Source organism: Pusillimonas sp. T2, assembly GCF_002236805.1.
Lineage (GTDB): Bacteria > Pseudomonadota > Gammaproteobacteria > Burkholderiales > Burkholderiaceae_B > Neopusillimonas.
The window spans coordinates 108,797-130,084 of record NZ_NIQA01000009.1; the positions used below are offsets into that span (position 1 = coordinate 108,797).

Annotated in this window: 18 protein-coding genes and 1 tRNA gene; 5 read left to right on the forward strand and 14 right to left on the reverse strand. The window is 57.1% G+C overall.

The annotated features are described in order from the left end of the window. The first annotated feature begins 10 nt into the window (after window positions 1–10). A tRNA-Pro gene (locus tag PuT2_RS13250) sits at window positions 11–87 on the forward strand. A gap of 152 nt (window positions 88–239) precedes the next feature. Here PuT2_RS13250 and PuT2_RS13255 read toward each other — a convergent pair. The 5 genes from PuT2_RS13255 to PuT2_RS13275 form a co-directional block, all read right to left on the reverse strand. Continuing rightward, the gene (locus PuT2_RS13255) at window positions 240–2,336 is read right to left on the reverse strand and encodes a CocE/NonD family hydrolase (RefSeq protein WP_093971466.1); all 2,097 of its coding nucleotides are present in this window, start codon (window positions 2,334–2,336) and stop codon (window positions 240–242) included. An 80-nt stretch (window positions 2,337–2,416) separates the two neighbouring features. Next, entirely contained in the window at window positions 2,417–3,286 is an 870-nt protein-coding gene (locus PuT2_RS13260) for a phosphate/phosphite/phosphonate ABC transporter substrate-binding protein (RefSeq protein WP_093971467.1), read from the reverse strand. Continuing rightward, window positions 3,286–5,613: an EAL domain-containing protein gene (locus PuT2_RS13265; protein WP_216820820.1), complete on the reverse strand. Its 2,328-nt coding sequence runs from the start codon at window positions 5,611–5,613 to the stop codon at window positions 3,286–3,288. Before PuT2_RS13265 ends, PuT2_RS13260 begins: the two co-directional genes overlap by 1 nt. A gap of 72 nt (window positions 5,614–5,685) precedes the next feature. Beyond that, entirely contained in the window at window positions 5,686–7,053 is a 1,368-nt protein-coding gene (locus PuT2_RS13270; RefSeq protein WP_093971468.1) for a TrkH family potassium uptake protein, read from the reverse strand. Window positions 7,054–7,056: 3 nt separating this feature from the next. Further along, window positions 7,057–7,710, reverse strand: a complete 654-nt coding sequence (locus PuT2_RS13275; RefSeq protein WP_093971469.1) for a TrkA family potassium uptake protein — start codon at window positions 7,708–7,710, stop codon at window positions 7,057–7,059. A 173-nt stretch (window positions 7,711–7,883) separates the two neighbouring features. Here PuT2_RS13275 and PuT2_RS13280 point away from each other — a divergent pair, with 173 nt between their 5' ends. Then, complete coding sequence (locus PuT2_RS13280) at window positions 7,884–8,966, forward strand: alkene reductase (RefSeq protein WP_093971470.1); 1,083 nt, start codon at window positions 7,884–7,886, stop codon at window positions 8,964–8,966. Between the two features lie 66 nt (window positions 8,967–9,032). On the opposite strand, the gene PuT2_RS13285 is transcribed toward PuT2_RS13280, so the two are convergent. The 5 genes from PuT2_RS13285 to imuA all read right to left on the reverse strand — a co-directional run bounded on the left by PuT2_RS13285 (window position 9,033) and on the right by imuA (window position 15,094). Further along, window positions 9,033–9,431: a PaaI family thioesterase gene (locus tag PuT2_RS13285; RefSeq protein ID WP_093971495.1), complete on the reverse strand. Its 399-nt coding sequence runs from the start codon at window positions 9,429–9,431 to the stop codon at window positions 9,033–9,035. A gap of 13 nt (window positions 9,432–9,444) precedes the next feature. Beyond that, on the reverse strand, window positions 9,445–9,906 hold the full coding sequence (locus tag PuT2_RS13290) for a GatB/YqeY domain-containing protein (protein WP_093971471.1): 462 nt from the start codon (window positions 9,904–9,906) through the stop codon (window positions 9,445–9,447). Between the two features lie 72 nt (window positions 9,907–9,978). Further along, window positions 9,979–13,104 (reverse strand): error-prone DNA polymerase, encoded by a 3,126-nt coding sequence (locus PuT2_RS13295; protein ID WP_093971472.1) that lies wholly within the window; start codon window positions 13,102–13,104, stop codon window positions 9,979–9,981. An 18-nt stretch (window positions 13,105–13,122) separates the two neighbouring features. Further along, the gene (locus tag PuT2_RS13300; RefSeq protein ID WP_093971473.1) at window positions 13,123–14,433 is read right to left on the reverse strand and encodes a DNA polymerase Y family protein; all 1,311 of its coding nucleotides are present in this window, start codon (window positions 14,431–14,433) and stop codon (window positions 13,123–13,125) included. Further along, window positions 14,405–15,094 (reverse strand): translesion DNA synthesis-associated protein ImuA, encoded by a 690-nt coding sequence (imuA, locus tag PuT2_RS13305; protein WP_093971474.1) that lies wholly within the window; start codon window positions 15,092–15,094, stop codon window positions 14,405–14,407. The genes PuT2_RS13300 and imuA overlap by 29 nt, the downstream gene beginning before the upstream one ends. Before the next feature lie 134 nt (window positions 15,095–15,228). On the opposite strand from imuA, the gene ypfH reads away from it, so the two are divergent. Next, entirely contained in the window at window positions 15,229–15,975 is a 747-nt protein-coding gene (ypfH, locus tag PuT2_RS13310) for an esterase (protein ID WP_093971496.1), read from the forward strand. On the opposite strand, the gene PuT2_RS13315 is transcribed toward ypfH, so the two are convergent. Both PuT2_RS13315 and pbpG read right to left on the reverse strand, forming a co-directional pair. After that, window positions 15,972–16,760, reverse strand: coding sequence for an NRDE family protein (locus PuT2_RS13315; RefSeq protein ID WP_093971475.1), 789 nt, complete (start codon window positions 16,758–16,760; stop codon window positions 15,972–15,974). The genes ypfH and PuT2_RS13315 overlap by 4 nt on opposite strands. A gap of 4 nt (window positions 16,761–16,764) precedes the next feature. Further along, the gene (gene pbpG, locus PuT2_RS13320) at window positions 16,765–17,607 is read right to left on the reverse strand and encodes a D-alanyl-D-alanine endopeptidase (protein WP_093971476.1); all 843 of its coding nucleotides are present in this window, start codon (window positions 17,605–17,607) and stop codon (window positions 16,765–16,767) included. A 203-nt stretch (window positions 17,608–17,810) separates the two neighbouring features. On the opposite strand from pbpG, the gene PuT2_RS13325 reads away from it, so the two are divergent. Continuing rightward, window positions 17,811–18,308: a cupin domain-containing protein gene (locus PuT2_RS13325; RefSeq protein ID WP_371596916.1), complete on the forward strand. Its 498-nt coding sequence runs from the start codon at window positions 17,811–17,813 to the stop codon at window positions 18,306–18,308. A gap of 12 nt (window positions 18,309–18,320) precedes the next feature. On the opposite strand, the gene PuT2_RS13330 is transcribed toward PuT2_RS13325, so the two are convergent. Together PuT2_RS13330 and PuT2_RS13335 are read right to left on the reverse strand one after the other, a co-directional pair. Beyond that, complete coding sequence (locus PuT2_RS13330) at window positions 18,321–19,541, reverse strand: YeeE/YedE family protein (protein WP_093971478.1); 1,221 nt, start codon at window positions 19,539–19,541, stop codon at window positions 18,321–18,323. Window positions 19,542–19,686: 145 nt separating this feature from the next. After that, entirely contained in the window at window positions 19,687–20,250 is a 564-nt protein-coding gene (locus PuT2_RS13335; RefSeq protein ID WP_093971479.1) for a DUF924 family protein, read from the reverse strand. 38 nt (window positions 20,251–20,288) lie between these two features. Between PuT2_RS13335 and PuT2_RS13340 the strand changes: the two genes are divergently transcribed. Further along, a complete protein-coding gene (locus PuT2_RS13340; protein WP_093971480.1) occupies window positions 20,289–21,215 on the forward strand; it encodes a ketopantoate reductase family protein in 927 nt (308 codons plus the stop codon). Window positions 21,216–21,288: the final 73 nt, after the last annotated feature.

The following is a 21,288-nucleotide window of genomic DNA, read 5'->3' on the forward strand; positions in this document are numbered from 1 at the left end:
GTTCTTTAGTCGGGGCGTAGCGCAGCCTGGTAGCGCACTTGCATGGGGTGCAAGGGGTCGAAGGTTCGAATCCTTCCGTCCCGACCAATAAATTCAAAAGGGTGACAGCATTTTTTGCTGTCACCCTTTTTCTATTTGCGGTCCTAGTCTGGCTTGCTTGTAAGGCGCGCACCCCTGGCAAACGTGGGTCTGCCAGGGGGCGGGCACTGTTTGCAATAAACAGCGCCAACAGCCTAGTATTACTGGAAGCGTCGCGGAATACGCTCGATCCAGGTCTTTTCCCTGATCAGGGTGCCGTCTTTGTGCAGTGTTTTGGTAAATGTCACGTCGAAGTGAGTGGCATCTGACTCAACCTTGATTTCACCGAGCAGGTCGATTTTTACGCCGTCGATCGTGAATGTATTTCTGCGTTTGCCCTTGAAGTGGGCATTGGCAGGGGAGGCATCCTTAACGTGCCACTCATACGATTCGGCAGAGCGGAACTCGTTGTCGTACTGCGTCCACGCCACACTGCTAGTGGTCGTAAAGGTGGATTCGCCTTTTTCATCGTCGCGCTGCCGTGTAAACACAGTACCGGTATCTTCCAGTGTCTTGCCAAAGGGGGCCTCGTCACTGGGTTCGGGTGCCGGCAGGGGGCAGGTAGCATCAGTCGCATCGCGCGTGGGCACCACAGGCAGTTCGAACCACGTGTTTTTCCCCAGAATCAGGCGGGTAGTGCCGGGTGTCGGGCTAGGCCAAAGCATAGGGAATTGGGCGTTAGAAATCGCCAGACGAATCCGGTGCCCAGGCTTGAAGCGCCAGGTTGTGAAGTGAATCGGTGCAGTCAGGGTCGCGGGTTCGCCTGGTGTCAGGGCCTGCGGTGAAAGTCGCGAATGGCGCTGCGAAGGGTTAATGGACACGCCACTGACCAGAGACACCGTGCCATCTGGCGCGACGTCTTCAAGGCGTACACTCCACTGGTAAAAAGGTGCGTCGGCTGCAACCCGCAAATGCACTAGCGGGTTGCCCATGATCTCCATGGCTTGCGTCAGTGGGGCCGAGTCATACACCAGGCTATTGCGATCGTCGGTCGACATGTCGCCGGTTTGTTCGCCCCACCAGCCACCCGCTGCCATACCTGCGCCCGCCACATACTTCAGCGAGTCGCTGGTCGTTTTGCTTGTCGGTGCGCCAGTCAGTTTCTGTTGTGTTTGCGGGTATAGGCGCTGAACGGTGCTTCCTTGAACAGGCCAGTTTTTCTCGCAGCGCCAGTAGCCAGGCACGATAGCCGGGTCTGCTGTCGGCGGTTGCCCTGTACGCATGAACGCCATCCAGCGGGGCTCATCAAGCACGTTGTTTTCTACGCCCTTGAGCCAATAGTCCCACCAGCGCAGGGCCCTTTGGCGCCATTCGTAATTAGGTCCGGGCGCACCATATTCGGGCCATGCGTGATTCCATGGCCCGATTTCGGCGATCACCGGGGCGGTCGAGTGCTGTTTGACATCGAGTACAAAGTCCCGATAACCATCCAGCAATCCGCCAATCACATAAGCAGGCACCGATAGAGGCTCTTTGAACTTGATCGATTCCTGACGCCAGAATTCGCTGTCTTGCTGTTCGCGCATCCAGGTAAAGATCCAGGGCTTTTTGTCGAAACGATTCTTGAAGTAAGTTTCGTCAATTCGATAATCGGGGCTCTGGGGCAGGGCGTTATCGGTGCTGATTTGATGGCTGTAGTAATCGAGCGTCAGCGCACCGCTGTTGTAATGGACGTCGTTGTAAAACAGGTCGATCGAACCGTGTGCAGCAATGATGGCTTTCAATGCTGGCGGCTTTCTGTGGGCGGTCATGAGCGAGTTGAAGGCGCTCCATGACAGGCCATACATCCCGACATTGCCGTTGGACCATTCTTTTTTGGAAAGCTGGTCAATGATTTGTTCGGCATCCGAAATTTCGGCGGCCGAATATTCGCTGACGGGTACAGGGCCATCGCTGCCGCCCGTTCCTCGAACATCCACTCGGGCAACGACATAGCCATTTTTGGCAAAGTATGCGCCATAGCCGTAGTCGCTCAGGGCAAAGAAGTCGTCTTTACGGTAGGGCACCATTTCGATCAGGGCCGGGAAAGTTTCGCCGGGCTTTTTGGCAACAGGCCGGTAGAAAGTGACGGCTAGCTTGACGCCGTCTTTCATTTCTAGGGTTTCATACTCGAGCGTGAATTCGTAAGCTGCTGCTTGTGCGGTTTCTTTTTGCGGGCTGTTTGTGGGCTGTGTTATTTGGGCCGTGCAGCCGGCCACACCAGCTATAACCAAAAAGCTAAACGTCAGTTTTTTTAACGTGTTTTTTATCCCGTACATCAAGGTGTCTCCAATGGCGAGCTCTGTGCCGAGCCCCAGGCATGCTGATTTTTCTGGGGCGGTTGTAACACGTTTTTTCCCTATTTCGTGGTCTCGCCCATCAATGGGATCAGCGGCGCGTAGTCGCTGTGGCTGGCTGGCATCAAACCGGTGGCTTGTTGTGATTTAAAAAAGCCACTAAGCGCGGTGGGTTCGTTAAGCATTAAGTGGCGAATTTTGCCTTTAAGCGCCGGGCACACCATAGGGCTGAACACGAACGGATCGTAGTAAATCGGCGCAGAACGCCACAGCACGCGCAGCGTGTCAGGGCTCATTTTGCCGTGCTTGATGTAGTCATCAGCCCTGACGCTGGCGACAAAGGCGGCATCGACGCGCTTGTTAAGCAAGGCGTCCAGTGAACGGTCGTGCGAACCGGTGTACACCTGGCTTTCAAAGAACTCGGATAGCGGCATGCCCGCCGCGTCGGGGAACGCCCGATTAGGCAAAATGCTGCCCGAAGTGCTTAAAGGGTCGTTCAGGGCGACCCGTTGGCCGGCAAGGTCTTTGAGCGTTTTGGCGCCGGTATCGGCGCGCACCACCAACAGCGCTTGATAATGGTTGCCGGCCGGTGTGTACGCGCCTTTTTCCAGGACGAGATTAGCAAAGGGCTCAACGCCTGGGTCGCGCAAGTGGGCGGTTAAGTAGCCTGCGGGGCCAAGCCAGGCAATATCCACCCCACCCGAAACAACCGCATCGGCAACGGCGTCGTACGAGCCGGCCCGTATGATTTCGACGGGCATGTCCAGATGTTTGCTTAGATGGCGAAGCAAGGGCGCGTAGTCCTTGATCAGTGCATCCATGCTTTTTTTTGGGATCACGGCGATACGCAAGTCGGTATCGCGGCAGGTGGTATCGGCCTGGGCAATCGGGCCAGCCAACACTGCAATTAACAACATGATAAAGCGCAGCATCAGGCCACTTCTTTGAGTTTAAAAGCTTCGTCAAATTCCGGTAGCTGTTCAACCGATAGGGGTCGGCTAAAGTGATAGCCTTGCCCGTAATCGCATCCCGAAATTTTTAAATAAACCAGTTGCTCGCGTGTTTCGACCCCCTCGGCAACGACTTGCAGCTGTAGCCGTTTGGCCAGGGCAATAGTCGAAGACACAATTGGGCTGTCATCGTGGGTGTTTGAAAGCTGTGCAATCAAACCACGATCAATCTTCAGCTTATTGATGGGCAAGGCGTACAGATGCGCAAACCCGGCATAGCCTAGACCGAAGTCGTCCAGGCTAATGGTGATACCGGCCTTTTTCAGCCGTTCCAGATGCTCAATCGCCAGTTGTTCGCGATCTAGAATCGCGGTTTCCGTAATTTCCAGTTCGAGCTGGTCCGGGGCAATGTCATGCAGGGCCAGCTCGCGAAGTACCGAGTCGGCAAAATCTTCTTGCCCTAGCTGTAAGGCCGACACATTCACACTAACGGTAGTACGGATGCCTTGGGCCTTCCATTTTTTAAGTTGCTCGCAGGCTAGACGCAGCACTTCTTTACCCAGGTCAATGATAAAACCGCTGCGCTCGGCAATGGCAATGAAGCGGTCCGGATACACCAGACCAAACTCCGGATGGCGCCAGCGTACCAGGGCCTCGTAGCCGCTGATGGTCAGTGTATCCAGCCTGACTTGCGGCTGGTAATGCAAGATAAATTGACGTTTGCGCAAAGCCTCGCCCAAGGCCTGCTCGATATGGAATTCTTCGATGCGCGAGGTATTCAACGACGGGTCGAAGAAGCGGTACTGGCCGCGGCCGGCGCGTTTGGCCGAGTACATGGCGGCGTCAGCGCAACGAATCATTTCATCGATGTCCTGGGCATCGCGCGGGCAAATCGAAATGCCCACGCTGGGGCTGGTGTTCAACTCAACGCCCTCAAGCGAATAGGTTGCCGACAGCTTTTCGGTCAGCGCTTTGACCCATTCTGTAATTTGCTGTTCGCTACGGTTGTCGGCCAGCATGACGACAAATTCGTCGCCGCCAAAGCGCGCGGCCTGATCTTCCGGGCCCAGCATGCGCTGGATACGTCCGGCAACGGCTTGGAGCAGCATGTCACCAACCTTATGGCCCAGGGTGTCGTTAATGGATTTGAAGCGGTCCAGGTCAATGAACAGTATCGCCAACAGGCGTCGTTTTGCGCGCTGTTGCGTCAGGCAGTCCGATGCAATCCGGATGAATTCTCGGCGATTGAACAGCCCACTGAGATGGTCGGTTGATGCGGCATGGCTGCTACGCCGATGGGCGGTTTCCAGGCTTTCAATCAGACGCTGTTTCTCTTGCTCGGAGTTTTGTAAGGCTTTCAGTGAGGCCTGCTGGCGACGCAGCACGGTAAAAAACCATGAAATCGCCAGCAGTATGGCGACGCTCATGATAATGCCCAACCACGTCTGGTTGGTTTGTCGTGTTTGTACCGGGGTAAGAATCTCGTCGAGTTGCTGACTGACGACAATGCGCCATCCGTGTTCAGGCGCAGTCACGTAAATACTTTGATACACCTTGTCATTGGCCACCGATCGGTATCCGCCTCGCCGCGGATCTTTGGCTTGCTCCGGGCCGGCAATCAGTGCACCGCCATTGAATATAACGCCGCTGGTGTCTGCGCGAAGCCGTTCCTGACCAGCAGCATCGAGCAACTGGATAATACCGGAATAGCCCATTTCAATGTTTTGATACAGGCTGGCCAAATACCCGACGTCCATTTCAACCAACATAATGCGATCCAACTGACCTCGGGTTTGCGGATCGGCAACGGGCAGCAAAAGGGGTAAGTGCCATTTCGGGGCCGCAATTTTTGGCCCGCTGATGTCGCTGACGGGCAAAAAAGGCACAAAGCCGTGGTTCTCGATTTGCGCGTAAACCTGCTCCAGCCAGTGCTGCGGCAAGATCGCCGGCAGATTGTCGTGGCTGTGGAATTGCCAGTTTCCCCGCGCGTCATAGATGCTAAAGCGGTTGAATACCGGGTCTTTGGCCAGGGCGCGCGAGGCATCTGATGGGCTGTTGCCCAAAGTGTTTGCGGTCGAGTTTACGACTGCACTGACCGCTAACGAACGATCTGCCAACTGCTTCAGGTGTTCGGCGGCAATGGTGGCCAGGTTCAGGTGCTCGTTTGCCTTTGAATCCAATGCTTCGGCATGCGCCGCCGAGTATTGCCGGTGATCAAGCAGCCAGATAAATGCAATCGTCACCAACCCCATGATGACAATGGCCGCTTGAATGAAGCCGGGTGAAACAGACGATTTGAGGCGGGTCAAGGCATTGATTCCGGGGGTAAATGCAGATGTCCCGAAATTTTGTCACGCTAAGATGACGTGATTATGACGCGCCTAACCGATCTGGAAGCTGGTCTCGGGGTAGCGCACCCGCCCGCGATGCTGGGTACTCAGGCTATATATGAGGGTCAGGGGCCCAAGTCGGCCAACAAACATGAGCAAGATCACCAAAAACTGGCTGGGCCACGATAATGTTGACGTCAGGTCGCGGCTGAGGCCCGTGGTGCTGACGGCCGAAACGACCTCGAAAAGAATGCTGATAAATGGCGCGTCTTCGATCATCGTCATGATGAGCGTGGCCGAAAAGATAAGTGTTGCGGTAATCAGCAGCAGCGCCAGCGATTTTTGCACGGTGTCTGCCGAAATGGCGCGCTTGAGCAGTACGACTTGCGGGCGTTGGAAAATATAAGAATAGGCCGCCGCCATCAGCACGATAAACGTCCCGATCTTGATGCCGCTGGCCAGGCTGAGCGAGCCGCCGCCAATAAACATGTAAAGCATCATCAGCAGGGTCGTGCTGTCTTCAAGGCTGGCAATATCGACGCTATTGAAGCCGGCAGTGCGTGTCGTGACATTTTGCAGCCAGGCGCCCAAGGCTTGGCCGCCAATATCCAGCGGCCCAAGCGTAAAGGGGTTGTCGTATTCAAACAGCCAGATCATCACAAAACCGATCAGGTTCATGATGGCCGTACCAATAAGCACGATTTTGCTATACGGAGAGAGGGCCTTCCAGGACTTTTTCTGCCGGATATCGTTTAGTACGGGAAACCCGATGCCGCCCAGAATGATCAGGGCGGTAGTACCCAGGATGACGACCGGGTCACTGACATAGTTTGAAAGGTGGGTTGCAGTCAACGAGATGCCGGCGTTGTTGAACGCAGCCAGGGTATGAAATATGCCGTGACCCAGGGCGCTCAGCAAGCTCGACTCTTGCCACCAGTACAAGGTAAACCAAACAATGCCAATCAACTCAAGCACAAGTGTGATCTTGATGATGGCAAACGCGGTTTGCCTGACCGTGGCTACGCTGGTTTGATTGAAAGCCTCTTGGGCCAAGGCCTGATGTTGCAGCGAAATACGTTTGCCCAAGGCCAACGCGGCCACAATCGAAAACGTCACAAAACCCAGCCCGCCGATCTGAACCAGTGTGATCAGGATAGCTTGCCCCACCGGGGTGTAGGTGACGCTGATGTCTACCGTGCTGAGCCCCGTGATCGTGACTGCTGAAACCGCCGAGAATAAAGCCGTAAGCAGACTGATCGGGGCGTTAACTGAAAACGGCAGCCAAAGCAGCAGGGCCCCAATCAGGCTTAACAACATAAAGCCGCCCGCCAGCACCACGGGCGGTGCGGCATTGAAGCGACCATTGCGTCTGACTTGATGATAGTGGCGCAGCGTTAACCGCGGGTCCCAGTTGCGCATGGTTTATGACAGCATGGGTGCAATGGTTTTCAGTGCGTCGAGCTGCCCGGCAATGACCAATACATCTTTGGTGTGCAGTTCAAACGTATCGTCAGGGTGCACATGAATGTCGGCTTTGCGCTTGACCAGCAAGATATGAATGTCCTCTTGGCTTTCGTCAAGAAATTGCCGCACGTTTGTGCCGTCGAGTCGCTCACCGACGTCAATCTCGACCACAAACTGACCGTTACCCAACGAAATGTAGTCCGTCACCATGGGATAGCTCAGGGCCTGGGCAACCCGAATACCCATTTCTTCTTCGGGGTGGATGATGCGGTCAACCCCTAGTTTGCTCAGAATGGTGTGGTGCGCGCGCGATGTCGCTTTGACCCATGTCTTTTGCACCCCCGCGCTTTTTAAATGCACCACACACAGCAAACTGGCTTCCAGGTCGGCGCCAATGGCTACCAGAACGACGTCGTAATTATCCAGACCAAGTTCTTCGATGGCGCGTCGGTCGGTGACGTCGGCAATGACCGCGTGGGTGAGCTGGTCGGCATATTTGTTGACCAATTTGTCGCTGGTGTCGACGCCCAGCACCGAATGGCCCAGCTTCATAAGTTCCAGCGATGCGGCCGAGCCAAAACGACCCAGGCCGATGACGGCAAATTGCGCCATGGTTTGCTCCTGTTGGACAGGGCGCCATTGTAGGCGTATTGAAGCGCCTTGTTAATGGCCGTCTGGGTTGGCGTGCAGGTAAGCGTAGTGCATATTCCTTGGCGGGTACCGCATATCACTAGAATATGTTAACTTTATTGAATTAGGGTAAACCTGTATACGAGTCTCACACTATGGTGAATTTATTTGAGCCGGTTCAGTTCGGCAGCTTGTCGTTAAGCAACCGCATCGTGATGTCGCCGCTGACGCGCACCCGTGCGGGTGAAGGGCGGGCGCCAACCGATCTGGTCCGCCTGTATTACTGTCAGCGTGCCGATGCCGGTCTAATTATTACCGAAGCCACGTCAATTACGGCTCAGGGCGTCGGCTACCCAGATACCGCTGGTATCTGGAGCAAGGCCCAGGTCGACGGCTGGAAACGCGTGACCGAGGCGGTTCATGCGCGCGGCGGGAAAATCGTGTTGCAGCTGTGGCATGTGGGCCGGGTTTCCGACCCCGAATTGTTGAACGGCGAAATCCCGGTGGCGCCCAGCGCGATTGCCTGTGAGGGGCAGGTCAGCATTTTGCGTCCCAAGCGCGACTACGTTGTGCCACGCGCACTTCAAACCAACGAAATCGCCGGCATTGTGGCCGACTTTGTGCAGGCGGCACGCAACGCCAAAGATGCCGGCTTCGACGGTGTCGAGGTGCACGGCGCCAACGGTTTCCTTATCGACCAGTTCTTGCACGACGGTTCTAATCAGCGTACCGACCAGTACGGCGGCTCTGTCGAAAACCGGGCGCGCTTCCTGCTCGAGATTGTCGATGCCGTGTGCAGTGTCTGGCCGTCCGGCCGCGTTGGGGTGCATTTGTCGCCGCGTGCCGGTGTGCATGCCATGCGCGACAGCGACCCGGCATCACTGTTTTATTACGTGGCCGAACAACTGGGTAAACGCAACCTGGCGTTCATGTTTGTGCGCGAACCCCAAGGCCCCGACAGCCTGGCCCCGCAAATGAAAAAGCTGTTTGGCGGCCCGGTCATCATCAATGGCAGCTATACGCTCGAAACGGCTCAAAAAGCGATTGATAACGGTGATGGCGATGCCGTGGCGTTTGGCCGCATGTTTATTGCCAACCCCGACCTGGTTGCTCGCTTGCGCGATGGCCATGCGTTAAACGAGCCCGATCCAAGTACGTTTTATGGTCAGGGCGCCAAAGGCTATACCGATTACCCTGCATTGTCGCCGGCCGATTGCGAGGCATCTGCCGAAGCTTGACGCCGTCTGGTTTTTGCCCAGCAGTAATTTGGCCCGGCTTGATGCCGGGCCTTTTTGTGTGCGGCGTTAACGCGGTCGCATGACCTTGAAGGTTGCGGTAGCCGTTACCAACAGTTCGCCGTCTTCGCTTAATGCGCGACCCTCGCAAAAGGCAATAGATTTGCCCATGCGCAGACAGGTGGCCTCAAATACAACCGTACCTCTGGCGGGCGCTAAAAAGTGCGAGGTCATGTCGATGGTGGCCATACTGGTGGACGTGTCGTTGGCCCGCGCGGCGGCGCTAAGGGTCAGGTCGAGCGCACTCATGAGCGTGCCCCCGTGAATATCGCCACGGCTGTTGGTCAGGTCGGCCCGCCAGGGCAGACGGGTACGTGTCAGCTGTGGCGAGAAGTCTTCGGGCTGCAGCCCGATAAACTGCATGAAGGGAATATTCAGGCCGAAGTAATCGGTGCTTTCTTTTGACATGTCGGTCATGGCATTACGACATGATGCGTTGTTTTACTTGGCCAGATACAGCCGACATGTCGGCTCGGCCGGCCAGTTCGGTTTTAAGAATAGCCATGACCTTGCCCATGGCCGGTGCGCCGGTGACGCCTTGTTCTGCTACAGCGGCCATCGCTTGGTCGATGGCAGCGTTGATCTCTTCGGGCGTGGCTTGCTTGGGCAAAAACTCTTGCAGTACGTCAAGTTCGGCCTGCTCTTGTGCAGCGGTTTCAGTGCGGCCGGCCTTTTCAAAGGCGGCAATTGATTCGCGGCGCTGCTTGACTTGTTTCTCGATGATGGCTGTGATGTCGGCGTCGGTCAGTTCGCGGCGCTCGTCGACTTCTTTTTGCTTGACGGCGGCTTGCAAGAAACGCAATGTACCCAGGCGCGCAGTGTCTTTGGCGCGCATGGCTGTCTTGACGGCATCGGAAAGCTGCTGTGAGAGCGAAAGGCTCATGGTGGTGTCCTGTATTGGTGGCCGCATGGGCCGGTAAGCATGAAGGGTTTGACCTGTATTTTAGTGCATGCCTTACTGGAAGTTGCGGCTGCGCACGGGTAAATGGCCTAGCAGATGATCAAGATTGACCAGGTGGCCAGCGACCAGATGACATACGTTGTCGTGACGCTGCCAAACCCCGTAAACCCCCATTAAGGTGCTGCCCACCAATATTTGTTTTTGTTGTCTGGCCAATTCGGGGCGCACAATCACGTTGACCAGCCCGGTTTCGTCTTCGAGACTGACGAAGATAACCCCTTTGGCAGTTTGGGGGCGCTGGCGCGTGGTGACCAGGCCGCACGCGCGCGCCAGTCGGCGATTGGGGTAGGTGTCGTGAAGTTGCTGGGCATCGGCAAAACGCAATTGTTGCAACTGCTCGCGCAGTAAAGCCAACGGGTGTCGCCGTAATGTTAGGCCGGTGGCGGCGTAGTCTTGATAAATGTTTTGTGCTTCTGTGGGCTCGCTTAAAACTGGCGTTTGTGTTTCGTTAATGGGGGCCTGGTGCAGCAAATCTTTTGACGTGCGCAGCGCAGCTTGCCAGCGGGCTTGGTGGCGGTGGGCCCCAAGGCTGCCCATGGCATCGGCGCTGGCCAGGGCGTCGAGGTCTCGCTTGTTCAGGTCGGCGCGGCGCGCCAGGTCGTCGACAGAGATAAAAGGAGCTTGTTGCCTGGCCTGGGCGATGCGAATCGCACCTTCGGCCGAAAGGCCTTTGATGCGGTTCAGCCCGAGGCGCACGGTTTGCCCGGGTGCATTCAGGGGCAGATGAGCGTCGACATGGCTTTCGTTGATGTCCACCGATAATACGTTTACGCCGTGGCGTGCCGCGTCTTGTACCAGTTGGCTGGGCGAATAAAAGCCTAAGGGCTGGGAGTTGAGCAAGGCGGCCAGAAAAGCGGCCGGCTCGTGACATTTGATCCAGGCGCTGGCATAGGCCAGGTTGGCGAAACTGGCCGAATGGCTTTCCGGAAAGCCATATTCGCCGAAGCCTTCGAGCTGCTTGTAGATGAGTTCGGTAAATTTGGCCGGATATCCCCGCGCCAGCATGCCGCTGATCAGACGCGGGCGAAAGCGATCGACGCCGCCTTTGCGCTTCCAGGCCGCCATAGATCGGCGTAATTGGTCGGCCTCGCCCGCGCTGAAGCCGGCGGCCACCATGGCAACTTGCATGACCTGTTCTTGAAAGATGGGCACACCCAAAGTGCGCGACAGGACGTGTTCGACTTGCGGCGATGGGTAACTGACTGATTCAAGCCCCTGGCGGCGGCGCAAATAAGGGTGGACCATGTCACCTTGTATGGGCCCTGGGCGGACAATCGCAATTTGAATCACCAGGTCGTAGAACGTACGTGGCCGCAGCCGCGGCAGCATGCTCATTTGCGCGCGAGACTCGATTTGAAATACGCCTATGGTGTCGGCGCGGCTGATCATGGCGTAGGTGGCCGGGTCTTCGTGGGGGATGTCTTGCAAGGCAAATGGGCGTTGATACTTCAGGCTAAGCAGGTCAAGCGCTCGTTTAAGCGCCGACAACATGCCTAAGGCCAGCACATCGACTTTGAGCAACCCCATGGCGTCAAGGTCGTCTTTGTCCCATTGGATGACGCTGCGGCCCGGCATGCCGGCGTTCTCGATGGGTACCAGCCGATTAAGCGGCCCTTGCGAAATGACAAAGCCGCCTGGGTGTTGCGACAAATGGCGCGGAAAGCCCAGCAGGGTTTGCGCCAGTGCAGCCCAAGCGCGAATACGGTGGTCAGTGGTGTCGAGCCCTTGTTCTTGGAGTTTTTCGAGCAGGCTTTGCGAGGCCTCTTGGTACTGACACGATTTACACACCTGGTCGATGACGGAAAGGTCGATGCCCATGGCCTTGCCCGTATCGCGCAGTGCGCTGCACCGCCGATAGGTAATAACGACGGCGGTCAGTGCAGCACGGTCGCGGCCATACTTTTGATAGATGTATTGAATGACCTCTTCGCGGCGTTGGTGTTCGAAGTCGACATCGATGTCTGGTGGTTCGTTGCGTTCGGCGCTGATGAAGCGGGCGAACAGTGTGTTGCCTTGGGCGGGGTCGACCTCAGTAATGCCCAGGCAAAAACATACCGCCGAGTTGGCAGCCGAACCCCGGCCTTGACACAAAATATGCTGCGACCGGGCGTAGCTGACGATGTCGTAAACCGTAAGGAAGTAGGGCTCGTAGTGCAACTGGCTGATGAGATCGAGCTCGGTTGTGATTTGGGCTTGGACATTGTCGGGTATGCCGTGGGGGTAGCGCTTGTTGGCGCCGGCCCAGGTTTCCTGGGCCAGATACTGGGCCAGCCCTACGCCCGGTGGCGCGATGTCGTGTGGGTATTGGTAGCGCAGCTCGTCGAGCGAAAACGTGCATTGGGCCGCGATGTGCAGCGTTTCGTGCAGGGCTTGCGGACTGAACAGGTTGGACAGCCGAAAGCGGCTGCGCATGTGATGCTCGGCATTGGGATGCAGGGCATATCCGCATTGTTCAATAGGGGTGCCAAGCCGGATGGCCGTGAGGGTGTCGTGTAAAGGTTGACGCGAACGCACGTGCATTTCGACCTGACCCAGGGCGACCACGGGCAGGGCAAGTTGCTTGGCAAGTGTGTGGCTGGCCTGAACCTGTTGGGTGTCGCTGGGTTGATAGTGGCGGGCTTGCCCCAGCCAAAGTTGGGTCGGGTAATGCTGTTTAAGGTCTTGAAGCGCCGTGACAATGGCCGGCGTGTGCTCTTGCGCCTTGGCAATGATCAGGCAGCCTGCCAGTTGCAGCGCGCAGGGCGCGGGCGTTTGCAAGCACGTTGCCAAAGAGATTTGAAGCCGTGCCGCAGCGCCTTTGGCTGTGCCTGCTTGTGTGCGCAAACGTGTAATGAGCTGGGCCAGATTGCCGTAGCCGTTAAGGTTTTGGACCAGAACAATGAGCTCGAGGCCGGGAACAGTAGTGTGAAAACGGCTACCGACAATAAGGTGGAGCGAGTGCTGCCTGGCGGCTACATGTGCCCTGACCACACCGGCCAGCGAACACTCGTCGGCCAGTGCCAAAGCCGTATAGCCTAATGCTGCCGCGCGGGCGACCAGTTCTTCAGGGTGCGAGGCCCCCTTCAGGAAGCTGAAGTTGGACAGGCAGTCGAGCTCGGCATAGGGAAGGGTTGACGACATGGATTGCGACAGGTGCGGTCAGGCAAACAGCCCGTGCAAGAACCAGCGTTCAGTGTTTGCGTTTGCGCGCGAGGGGCTGGGCCGAAACACCCAATACTGAATGCCCTGGGGGTCTTGAGCGATAAAGTAGTCGCGTGCCTGCCGGGCGTTGGCTTCCCACCAGCCGCTTTCGATGCGTTCGGGGCCTTGTACCAGCGTAAGCGGGTGGTGGTTATGCGTGGGGCGGTGGTTAACAACGGTTAAGGCTTGTGGCGTATCCAGCATAAAAAATGGCCGGGGCAGCATGCCTGTCACGGGCTTTTCGGCCGGGCGCATTGAGCAGGCCATGGGGGCCCATCGATTGGCGATTTCGGGGCGGTGATCGGCCCGCGGCCGTGGGGCAAGCAGGCTGTGCGGTCCCAGCCTGGCCCGAAGCAGATCGAAGAGTTGCTGTTCGTTGCGTTGCCATTGCCCTGGTTCGGGAAACAGTGTGGTGCTGTGTACCGCCCGGGGCTCGGAGTGATCGATACGCAAAGTGACGGCAATGGCCGGGGCGGGCAATGCGCAGCGCCCAAGCTGTTCTTTAAGCACAGGAAGAAAACTGTGGGTTTGCCAGGCGGGTTCGGAAATAGAAAGTGACAGCAGGGTGGGCGGCTGTGCCTTTCGGCCCTTTTCGTGGTGCATTAAAAAATGCAATTGCCGGCAAGACCGCTGGCGCAGGTTTAGCCATAGGCAGGCCTGGTCGATAAGCCGTTGCAAGGGGTAGAGTAGGCCCGGTGCATGTTCAAGACGGAAGTCGAGTTCTTGCGTATGGTTGAAATGTTCGGGGGCCGGTTCCCAGGTATACAGTTGTGGCGCATGCCCATAGGCGTAGTCAAGCGCTTGGAGCAGGCTGGGGGCAGTACGCTGCTGAAGCGCCTGACGGGGCAGGCGACGCAGCTGGCCCAGGTGCATGCAGCCTATGCCGTGAAGCCAGCCTTGCCACGGGGCCAGCGATTGAATGTATTGCACCTGCAGCGCGTCGAGCCGGCGATGCAGCGTAGGCAACGCCAGGCACCGTCGTTGTAATGTGCCAGGGTATTGCGACAGCCAGATGGCCCCCTGTGCGGTGGGTGCCAGGGCGGCAACGGGTTGCAACCCCTGCTGCTGCAATTGGCCTAGCAAACGTTTATACAAAGCACCAGGCCCGTTGAATAAGGCCAGGCTGGCTTCGATGTCGAGCACGATGACCTGGCTGGCATGCAGGCAGGCCACCCGAGGCGTAAAAATTTGGGCAATATGAATGGCCGTGCGTAGTGCGTAGATAAGCGCTACCGATGGCTTAGTGAAATACAGGCTGATAAAGCGCATGGTTGACAACGGGGGCTGGGTGCGGGGTTGCCGTAGGGCGCCGGGGCAAGTCGTTAAGGGCGACCATAACCGGCGCATGGCAGGCTGGCCCCTGACGCTTGGCAATATGCAGTTGCAACCCTTGGGGCGCGGGATGCACCCCGATGCGTAAGGGCGCCGGGCTGGGCTGTTGAAGTTGATTGACGTGATTGAGCAGGAAGCACAAAGCCTGGGTGCCTTGCGCGGCAATACCCAGCCGGCGTAGCTGCTTGGACGATACCCCTTTGGGTAACCAGCACAGCAAGGCGGCGCAGGCGTCGTGACGCAGGGTTTGTTCGGCTGCCCATAAGATGTCTGGGAGGCTTTGGGAATTGACCCACAGCAACGGATGATTGTGCAGTAACGACCAGTTGGCCCAGCATTGCGCGTTAGGCATGAAAGGGCAGTTGATAAGCACAATTTGTTGTTTGGGTGGGCACTGTGCCAGGGCTGGGCGTAGCAGGCGTAGTTCGCCCACGCCGGGTTGGGGCAGGCATAGTTCGGTGATGGCCCCGCATGGCCAGCCTTGCCCCGGCAACTGTTGGTTTAACCCGGCCCAACCCGTGCTGATGGTTGCCCGATGGCTTGCCGCCAACTGCGACGCCCGCCACAAGGCCGGATGAATATCTTGCACATTAAGCATGCCCGCCCCGGTTTGGTTCTGTTTAATAAATACTGTTTAAATATACAGTAAATTTTAAACGTATCGGCAACGTAAAACAAGCCGTGGGCGCCGGCTTCGTTTATTATGGGGGCTTGAGCTTTTGTGGTTTTTTTATGTCAGATCAAAGCATTCCTATTCCCGACCCCGTCGTGTTTGTACCGGCGAACCAGCGTCCTACCTTGTTGTTTGTCTTGCTGCACGACGATGCAGCCAGCCCCGATCAACTCGAAGGGCTTAAAAAAGCGCTATTGGCCGCCTTCCCGCAGGCGGCATTAGCCCTGATGTATGGCCCGTTGGCCACGGCGCCGTCTCGGCATCACTGGTTCGACCAAGACGGCCTGAACGAATACAACTATGTTGAACGCGTCGAAGCCGCATTGCCACGCTTCATTGCCTATGTTCAGTGGGTGCAAAAACAGTTGTCGCTGGGTGGCGAAGCCACTGCGCTGGCTGGGTTTGGGCAAGGGGCAACCTTGGCGCTCGAAGCGACCCTGACCCAGCCCGACCTGGCCGGCCGGGTACTGGCTTTTTCGGGGTGCTATGCCAGTTTGCCTGCTGTCGCCCCTGCAGCCACCACACTGCACTTTTTGCATGGCGCCAACGATCCGGTCGTGCCTAAATCAGTCATGCAAAACGTGCACGCGCATTTGTCTGATCTGGGCGGCGATGCCACGCTCGATATTGCCTCAAGTGTGGGGCACGATTTGCACACGGCGCTGGTCGATCAAGCCATTCACCGGCTTAAAACCTGTGTGCCCATGCGCAGCTGGAAAGAAGCGATGTCAACGCTTAAAGAAAAGTCTTGCGACCCTGACGACGGCATCGATACCCAGGCCCCGCCGGGTACAACACTGCATTAGTCGGGCAGGCCAATATGCCAGGGCCAGTCGTGACGCTCAATAGGCTGGCCTTCGCGGTTATAGGTGGTTTCGCTAAAAATGGCGCGCCCGCTTTTGTGTACGGCAATCACCGTAGAGCATCGGGTGCCATAGTCGGGGCTGACGATAAACGCACTGCTTAGCAAGCGTTCTCTTTCCAGGCTTAGCCCTGTTTCGGGCAGCTCGGCGTCATCGGCCTGGGTGGTGTCTTTCAGCAGGTCGTACACCTGGTTGATCGAACGTTCCAGGTGTGTAATGGGGAAGTGGTCCAGTAACGTACGTAAACGTTCGGTTTTGGGCCAGGCGGTATCCAGCAAATGATTCGACAACACATAACGTCCAGGTGCCAGCGCCTGGGCTTCGTGGGGTGTTTCGGTTTGGTTGCCGCTATACCAGGCCTGCTGCAGGTCGCCCACAATCAAATTAAAACCGGCGTATAAATGCCCGTCGCGTGCCGAGGCTCCCGCGTAGTCTTGGGCGCTTTGGGTTGCGGTCAGGTAAGACTTGACCAGCTCGCCGCGCGATACCGGGTTGCTTGGGCCGGGCATGCGCAGGTCGCGGTAGTTGGTCAGCAGGGCAAAGCGCCCTTGGCGGGTAATGCCCAGCCAAGTACCGCCTGCCGCTTCGTCGACCCCGGCAATAATGTGCGGGTGATCGGGCCAGGGGGCTGCCGGGCGGGCCGGGCGTGCATGGAATTCGTCACGATTGGCCGCAATAAATAAAGGCCAGTCTTCGTGTGTGCGCAAGGCCAGATAGGCAATGCACATGGGGTTACTTCAGCATGGCCAAATTGATATGTTTTTCGACGTAGTTACGTACCCTGACTGCATCGCCAATACGCGAATACCGGCCTTGTGAATTTAAAAACACCATGGCCACTTCGCGGTTGTCGATGCGCGTTATCATGACCAGACACAACCCGGCTTCGTTGATGAAACCCGTCTTCGAGACGTTGATGTCCCAATCGTTGCTTTTAACCAGGCGGTTGGTGTTGTGATACACCAGCTGGCGCCCGTTTTTCATTTTGACGTTGTAGTCGGTGCTGACGGTGTAGCGTTTAATCACGGGGTGGCGGTTTACCGCACGCAATAGCTTGACCAGGTCGCGTGGGGTAGAAACATTATCGGCCGATAAACCGGTAGGGTCGACAAACCGGCTGTGACGCATGCCCAATGCGCGTGCCTTGTCGTTCATGGCGCGCACAAAAGCCTGCAGCCCGCCAGGGTAGTGGCGCCCAAGGGCATGTGCGGCACGGTTTTCAGAAGACATCAGCGCTAGGTGCAGCATGTCGGCCCGCGAAAGGCGGGTGCCTACCGACAGCCTGGAGCGCGAATTGCGCAGCCGGTCTATGTCAGCCTCGCTGACCGACAGCATTTGCTGCAGCGGTAAGCCCGATTCGGCAACCACCAGCGCAGTCATAAGCTTGGTAATAGAGGCAATCGGCCTGACTTCTTCGCTGTTTTTGTCGTACAGCACCGAAGCACTGTCTAAATCTTGCACAAATACCGCTTCAGAGCGCATGTCGTCGGCTTGTGCCGCGGAGCCAAGCGATAGCCCCAGCAGGCAGGCGCCTAAAAAGGTATAAAAACGGGTGGAAAGCGACTTGAGCAGCATGTGGGTTCCAGCAATTCACAATGCTGGAGATAATATCAAAAAAAACCAAAAAACAGCAATAAATTAGTGGCTTATGTGATTTATTTGATTTGTTTTCTAGGGTAAACCCCTTAAAACATATAAATGCACAACCACGTTGCAAAAAGATGTTGCGTCATAATCGCCGCATAACCCTAACCTGACCGAGACCAAGCATGCCCGATTTGCCCCGTACTGTAGACCAACTGGTGGCCCGACTGAATATGCAGCCGCACCCCGAAGGAGGCTATTACAGCGAGACGTACCGTGCCGTAGATCAGGTTCGGCGCGTCTCTGATGATGCCGTACGTGCCAGCTCGACGGCAATTTACTATTTGCTCAGCGATGGCGCCTGGTCGGCCTGGCACCGCATAGCCTCTGACGAGGTCTGGCACTTTTATGCCGGCGCGCCCTTGAACGTGTATGTTCTGGGGGACGATGGCCGGTTAGTCATTCATACGCTGGGCAATGCCCTGACTCACCCACAGTGTACGTATCAGGCCGTCGTACCGGCGGGCTGCTGGTTTGCTGCGGGGCTTGAAAACCCCGACAGCTATGCGTTGGTTGGGTGCACGGTGGCTCCTGGTTTCGAATTTGCAGAGTTCGAACTGGCCGATACCGCCCAATTGTTGACAGCCTACCCGCAGCATGCCGAAACCATCAGGTTGCTGGCACGCCGCTAGGTAGATAAGGCTTTAGCAAGCGGTTAGCCGTGGTGATTTTTCGACGGCCAGGCCAAATAACGGCCTAAGGCTGACGCCCAAGGCGCTGCCGGCAAATGCGGCGGGCAGCCACAACCAGGCGTGCAAGCTGCCCGACAAAATGCCACTGAAGTAGGCGCCAATATTGCAGCCAAAGGCCATACGCGAGCCAATACCCAGCAACAAGCCGCCGACAACGGCTGCCAGCAACGAACGCAGGGGCAAGCGCCAGATGGGGGCAAACTTGCCCGCAGCGGCCGCGGCGCCCATAGCGCCCAGTACCAGGCCGATGTCCATGACCGAGGTAATGTCTTGAGTGATGGGGGCGCTTAGCGGACCGGGGCTTTTTGCCCAGAACGCCCACTGGTCGGGTTGGGCCAGGTCGAAAAATGCCAGAGTTTTAGCGCCCCACAAGGCAAATGCCGAGGTGATGCCCCAAGGGCGTCCGGCCAGCGCCAATGTAGCGAAGTTAAGAATAACGAGTACAACTGCGCCCCATACCAGCGGCCATGGGCCACGCAAAAACGAGTTGGTGGTGCCGGTTGTTGTCGCATGACTGATCAGCCGCCCGTGACGGCGTTTTTCAAGCACGACGGTGACCCAGGCAATAAGGCCGAAAATGGCCAGATTGACGAGCAGGGCAGGCCACAGTCCCCACGATTTGACCACCGACATAGGTGCCAGAGCGGGCAGATTGCTCCACCACGGAAAGGCCCATGCGCCAATGACCGAGCCCACGATAAAGAACACCAACGTAACGATCATGCGGGTACTGCCGCCGCCGACAGCAAACAGCGTGCCCGACGCGCACCCACCGCCCATTTGCATGCCAATACCAAAAATAAAGGCGCCCAGCACAACAGACACACCCGGCGGCGAGACGAAGCCGTTGACCGCTTGCCCGGCCAGCGTGCCTTGCGCCAAAAACGGGAAGAACAGCAGCACACCCACGGCCAGCATCAGCATTTGCGCGCGCAAGCCTGCGCCCTGGCGGTCAGACACAAATACCCGCCATGCCGACGTAAAGCCGAAGGCTGAATGGTAGAGCGTGACGCCCAGCAAAATACCCACGACCCACAGGGCGGCTTGGCGGCCGCTGACTGTTTCGGCAATGTAAAACAGGCCCGCCAGCCCAATAAGTGCGGCGATGGTCAGGGGTTTGATGTTCAGTTGCACGGGGCCGGGCGCCCCTGGCAATGTTTGAGCAGTTGACATGATGTGTGTGCAGAAAATTTGAGGTTTGAACCCGACGTATAACGCGTCCTGGAGCGAATGTTACTGCGTTTCGTGTCGCTAGAGCGACCTGTGTTGTCGAATGTTACGGCTCGAGGTGGCGTCAGTGAACGGGGGTTCAAGCCGTTTAAAAACCCGAGCCGGGCTGTTTCAAAAAGGCAATTTCTTCCGGCGTTGATTCGCGCCCTAATGCTGCGTTGCGGTGCGGGTAACGGCCGAATTTCTCAAGGATAACTTTGTGCTTGATTTCAAATTCGTAGTTCCCTTCCAGCCCAGGTTGGTTAAACAGGCGCATGGCTTCCTCATGAATGATCAGCGATTCGCTGTGCATGTAGGGCATGTATAAAAAAGCCAGGTCGGGCGCGTTGATGGTACGGTCGGCGCCGCAGGCAACGGCTTCTTGCGCCAGCACCAGCGCCAGTGCGTCGGTGGCGAAGGCTTTGGCCTGGTCGCGAAACATATTGCGGGGGAACTGATCCAGTACGATGATCTCGGCCAGACGCCCTTGTGGTGTGGTCCGCCAGCCAAAACATTCGCCTTGCGCGGCTGCCTGGTGGGTGGCCTCGAAACGTGTCTTGATACGGGCGTCGAGTTCGGGGCTTTTGTCGAACCAGTGCTTGGGGCCCAGTTCGTCAAACCAGAATCGCAATACGTCTTCCGGGGAGCACGGGGCATTAGGGCGGGTTGGCATAAACTTTAACCTTTAGTTAATTAATACGCAGGTGTGAAATGAAGACCTTGATTGTGGGTGCCGGTGCGGTCGGTGGGTTATTTGGGGCCATGTTGCAGAAATCGGGCGCCGATGTGCGATTTTTGTTGCGGCCGGCTCGCAAGGCCCTGATCGACGCCAATGGCCTGACGCTGACTACCCCCGACGGGCAGTATCACTTCAAGCCCGTCACGGTTGACGCAACGGCGCCTGGCGATGGGTACGATCTTATTATATTGACCAATAAGGCGTATGCGCTTAATGGGGTGATTCGCGACATTGCCCCTATTGTGGGGGCCAATACACATGTGTTGCCGCTGCTTAATGGCCTGCGTCATTTAGATGCGCTCGACGCCGTTTTTGGCGCCGAGAAGGTGCTGGGCGGCATTGCCAAGACGATTGCTACCTTAGCCGAACCGACGCACATTCATGTGGCCAATGCCTATAGCAGCATCACGGTGGGCGCCCGCTTGCCCGAACAAGAAGACAAGGCGCGTGGGGTTGCGCAGTTGCTGGCGTCGGCCGGTATTGATACCGAGCTGAGCGCAACCGTAATGGACGACATGTGGGACAAGTTTTGCCGTATGGCGTCGTTGGGGGCTGCCAATTGTTTGCTACAAGGTACGGTGGGTGAATACATGCGCAGTCAGGCCGGCGGGCAGATAGCGCTGCAGTTGTTTGAAGAGTGTGTTCAGACAGCTCAGGCGGCAGGGCACGGCATGCATCCGCAGGCGGTGGCCGGGTATCAGCGTGTGCTGACCAACCCCAATTCTTCATTCAATTCATCGATGTACCGGGATATGCGCGCGGGCCTGCCGATTGAGGGTGATCATTTAGTGGGCGACATGGTGAGGCGTGCCCAAGAGGCGGGTTTGACATGCCCGATGTTGTCGGTAGCGCAAGCTGTGCTGGAAACCTACACGGGGCGCCTGACTCAGGCAGGGTAGTTGTCCCCATTGCCAGCCGGGTTTGCCTGTGCCTATAGTCGGTCCACCGCGCGCTGATTGCGCGGCGTGACAA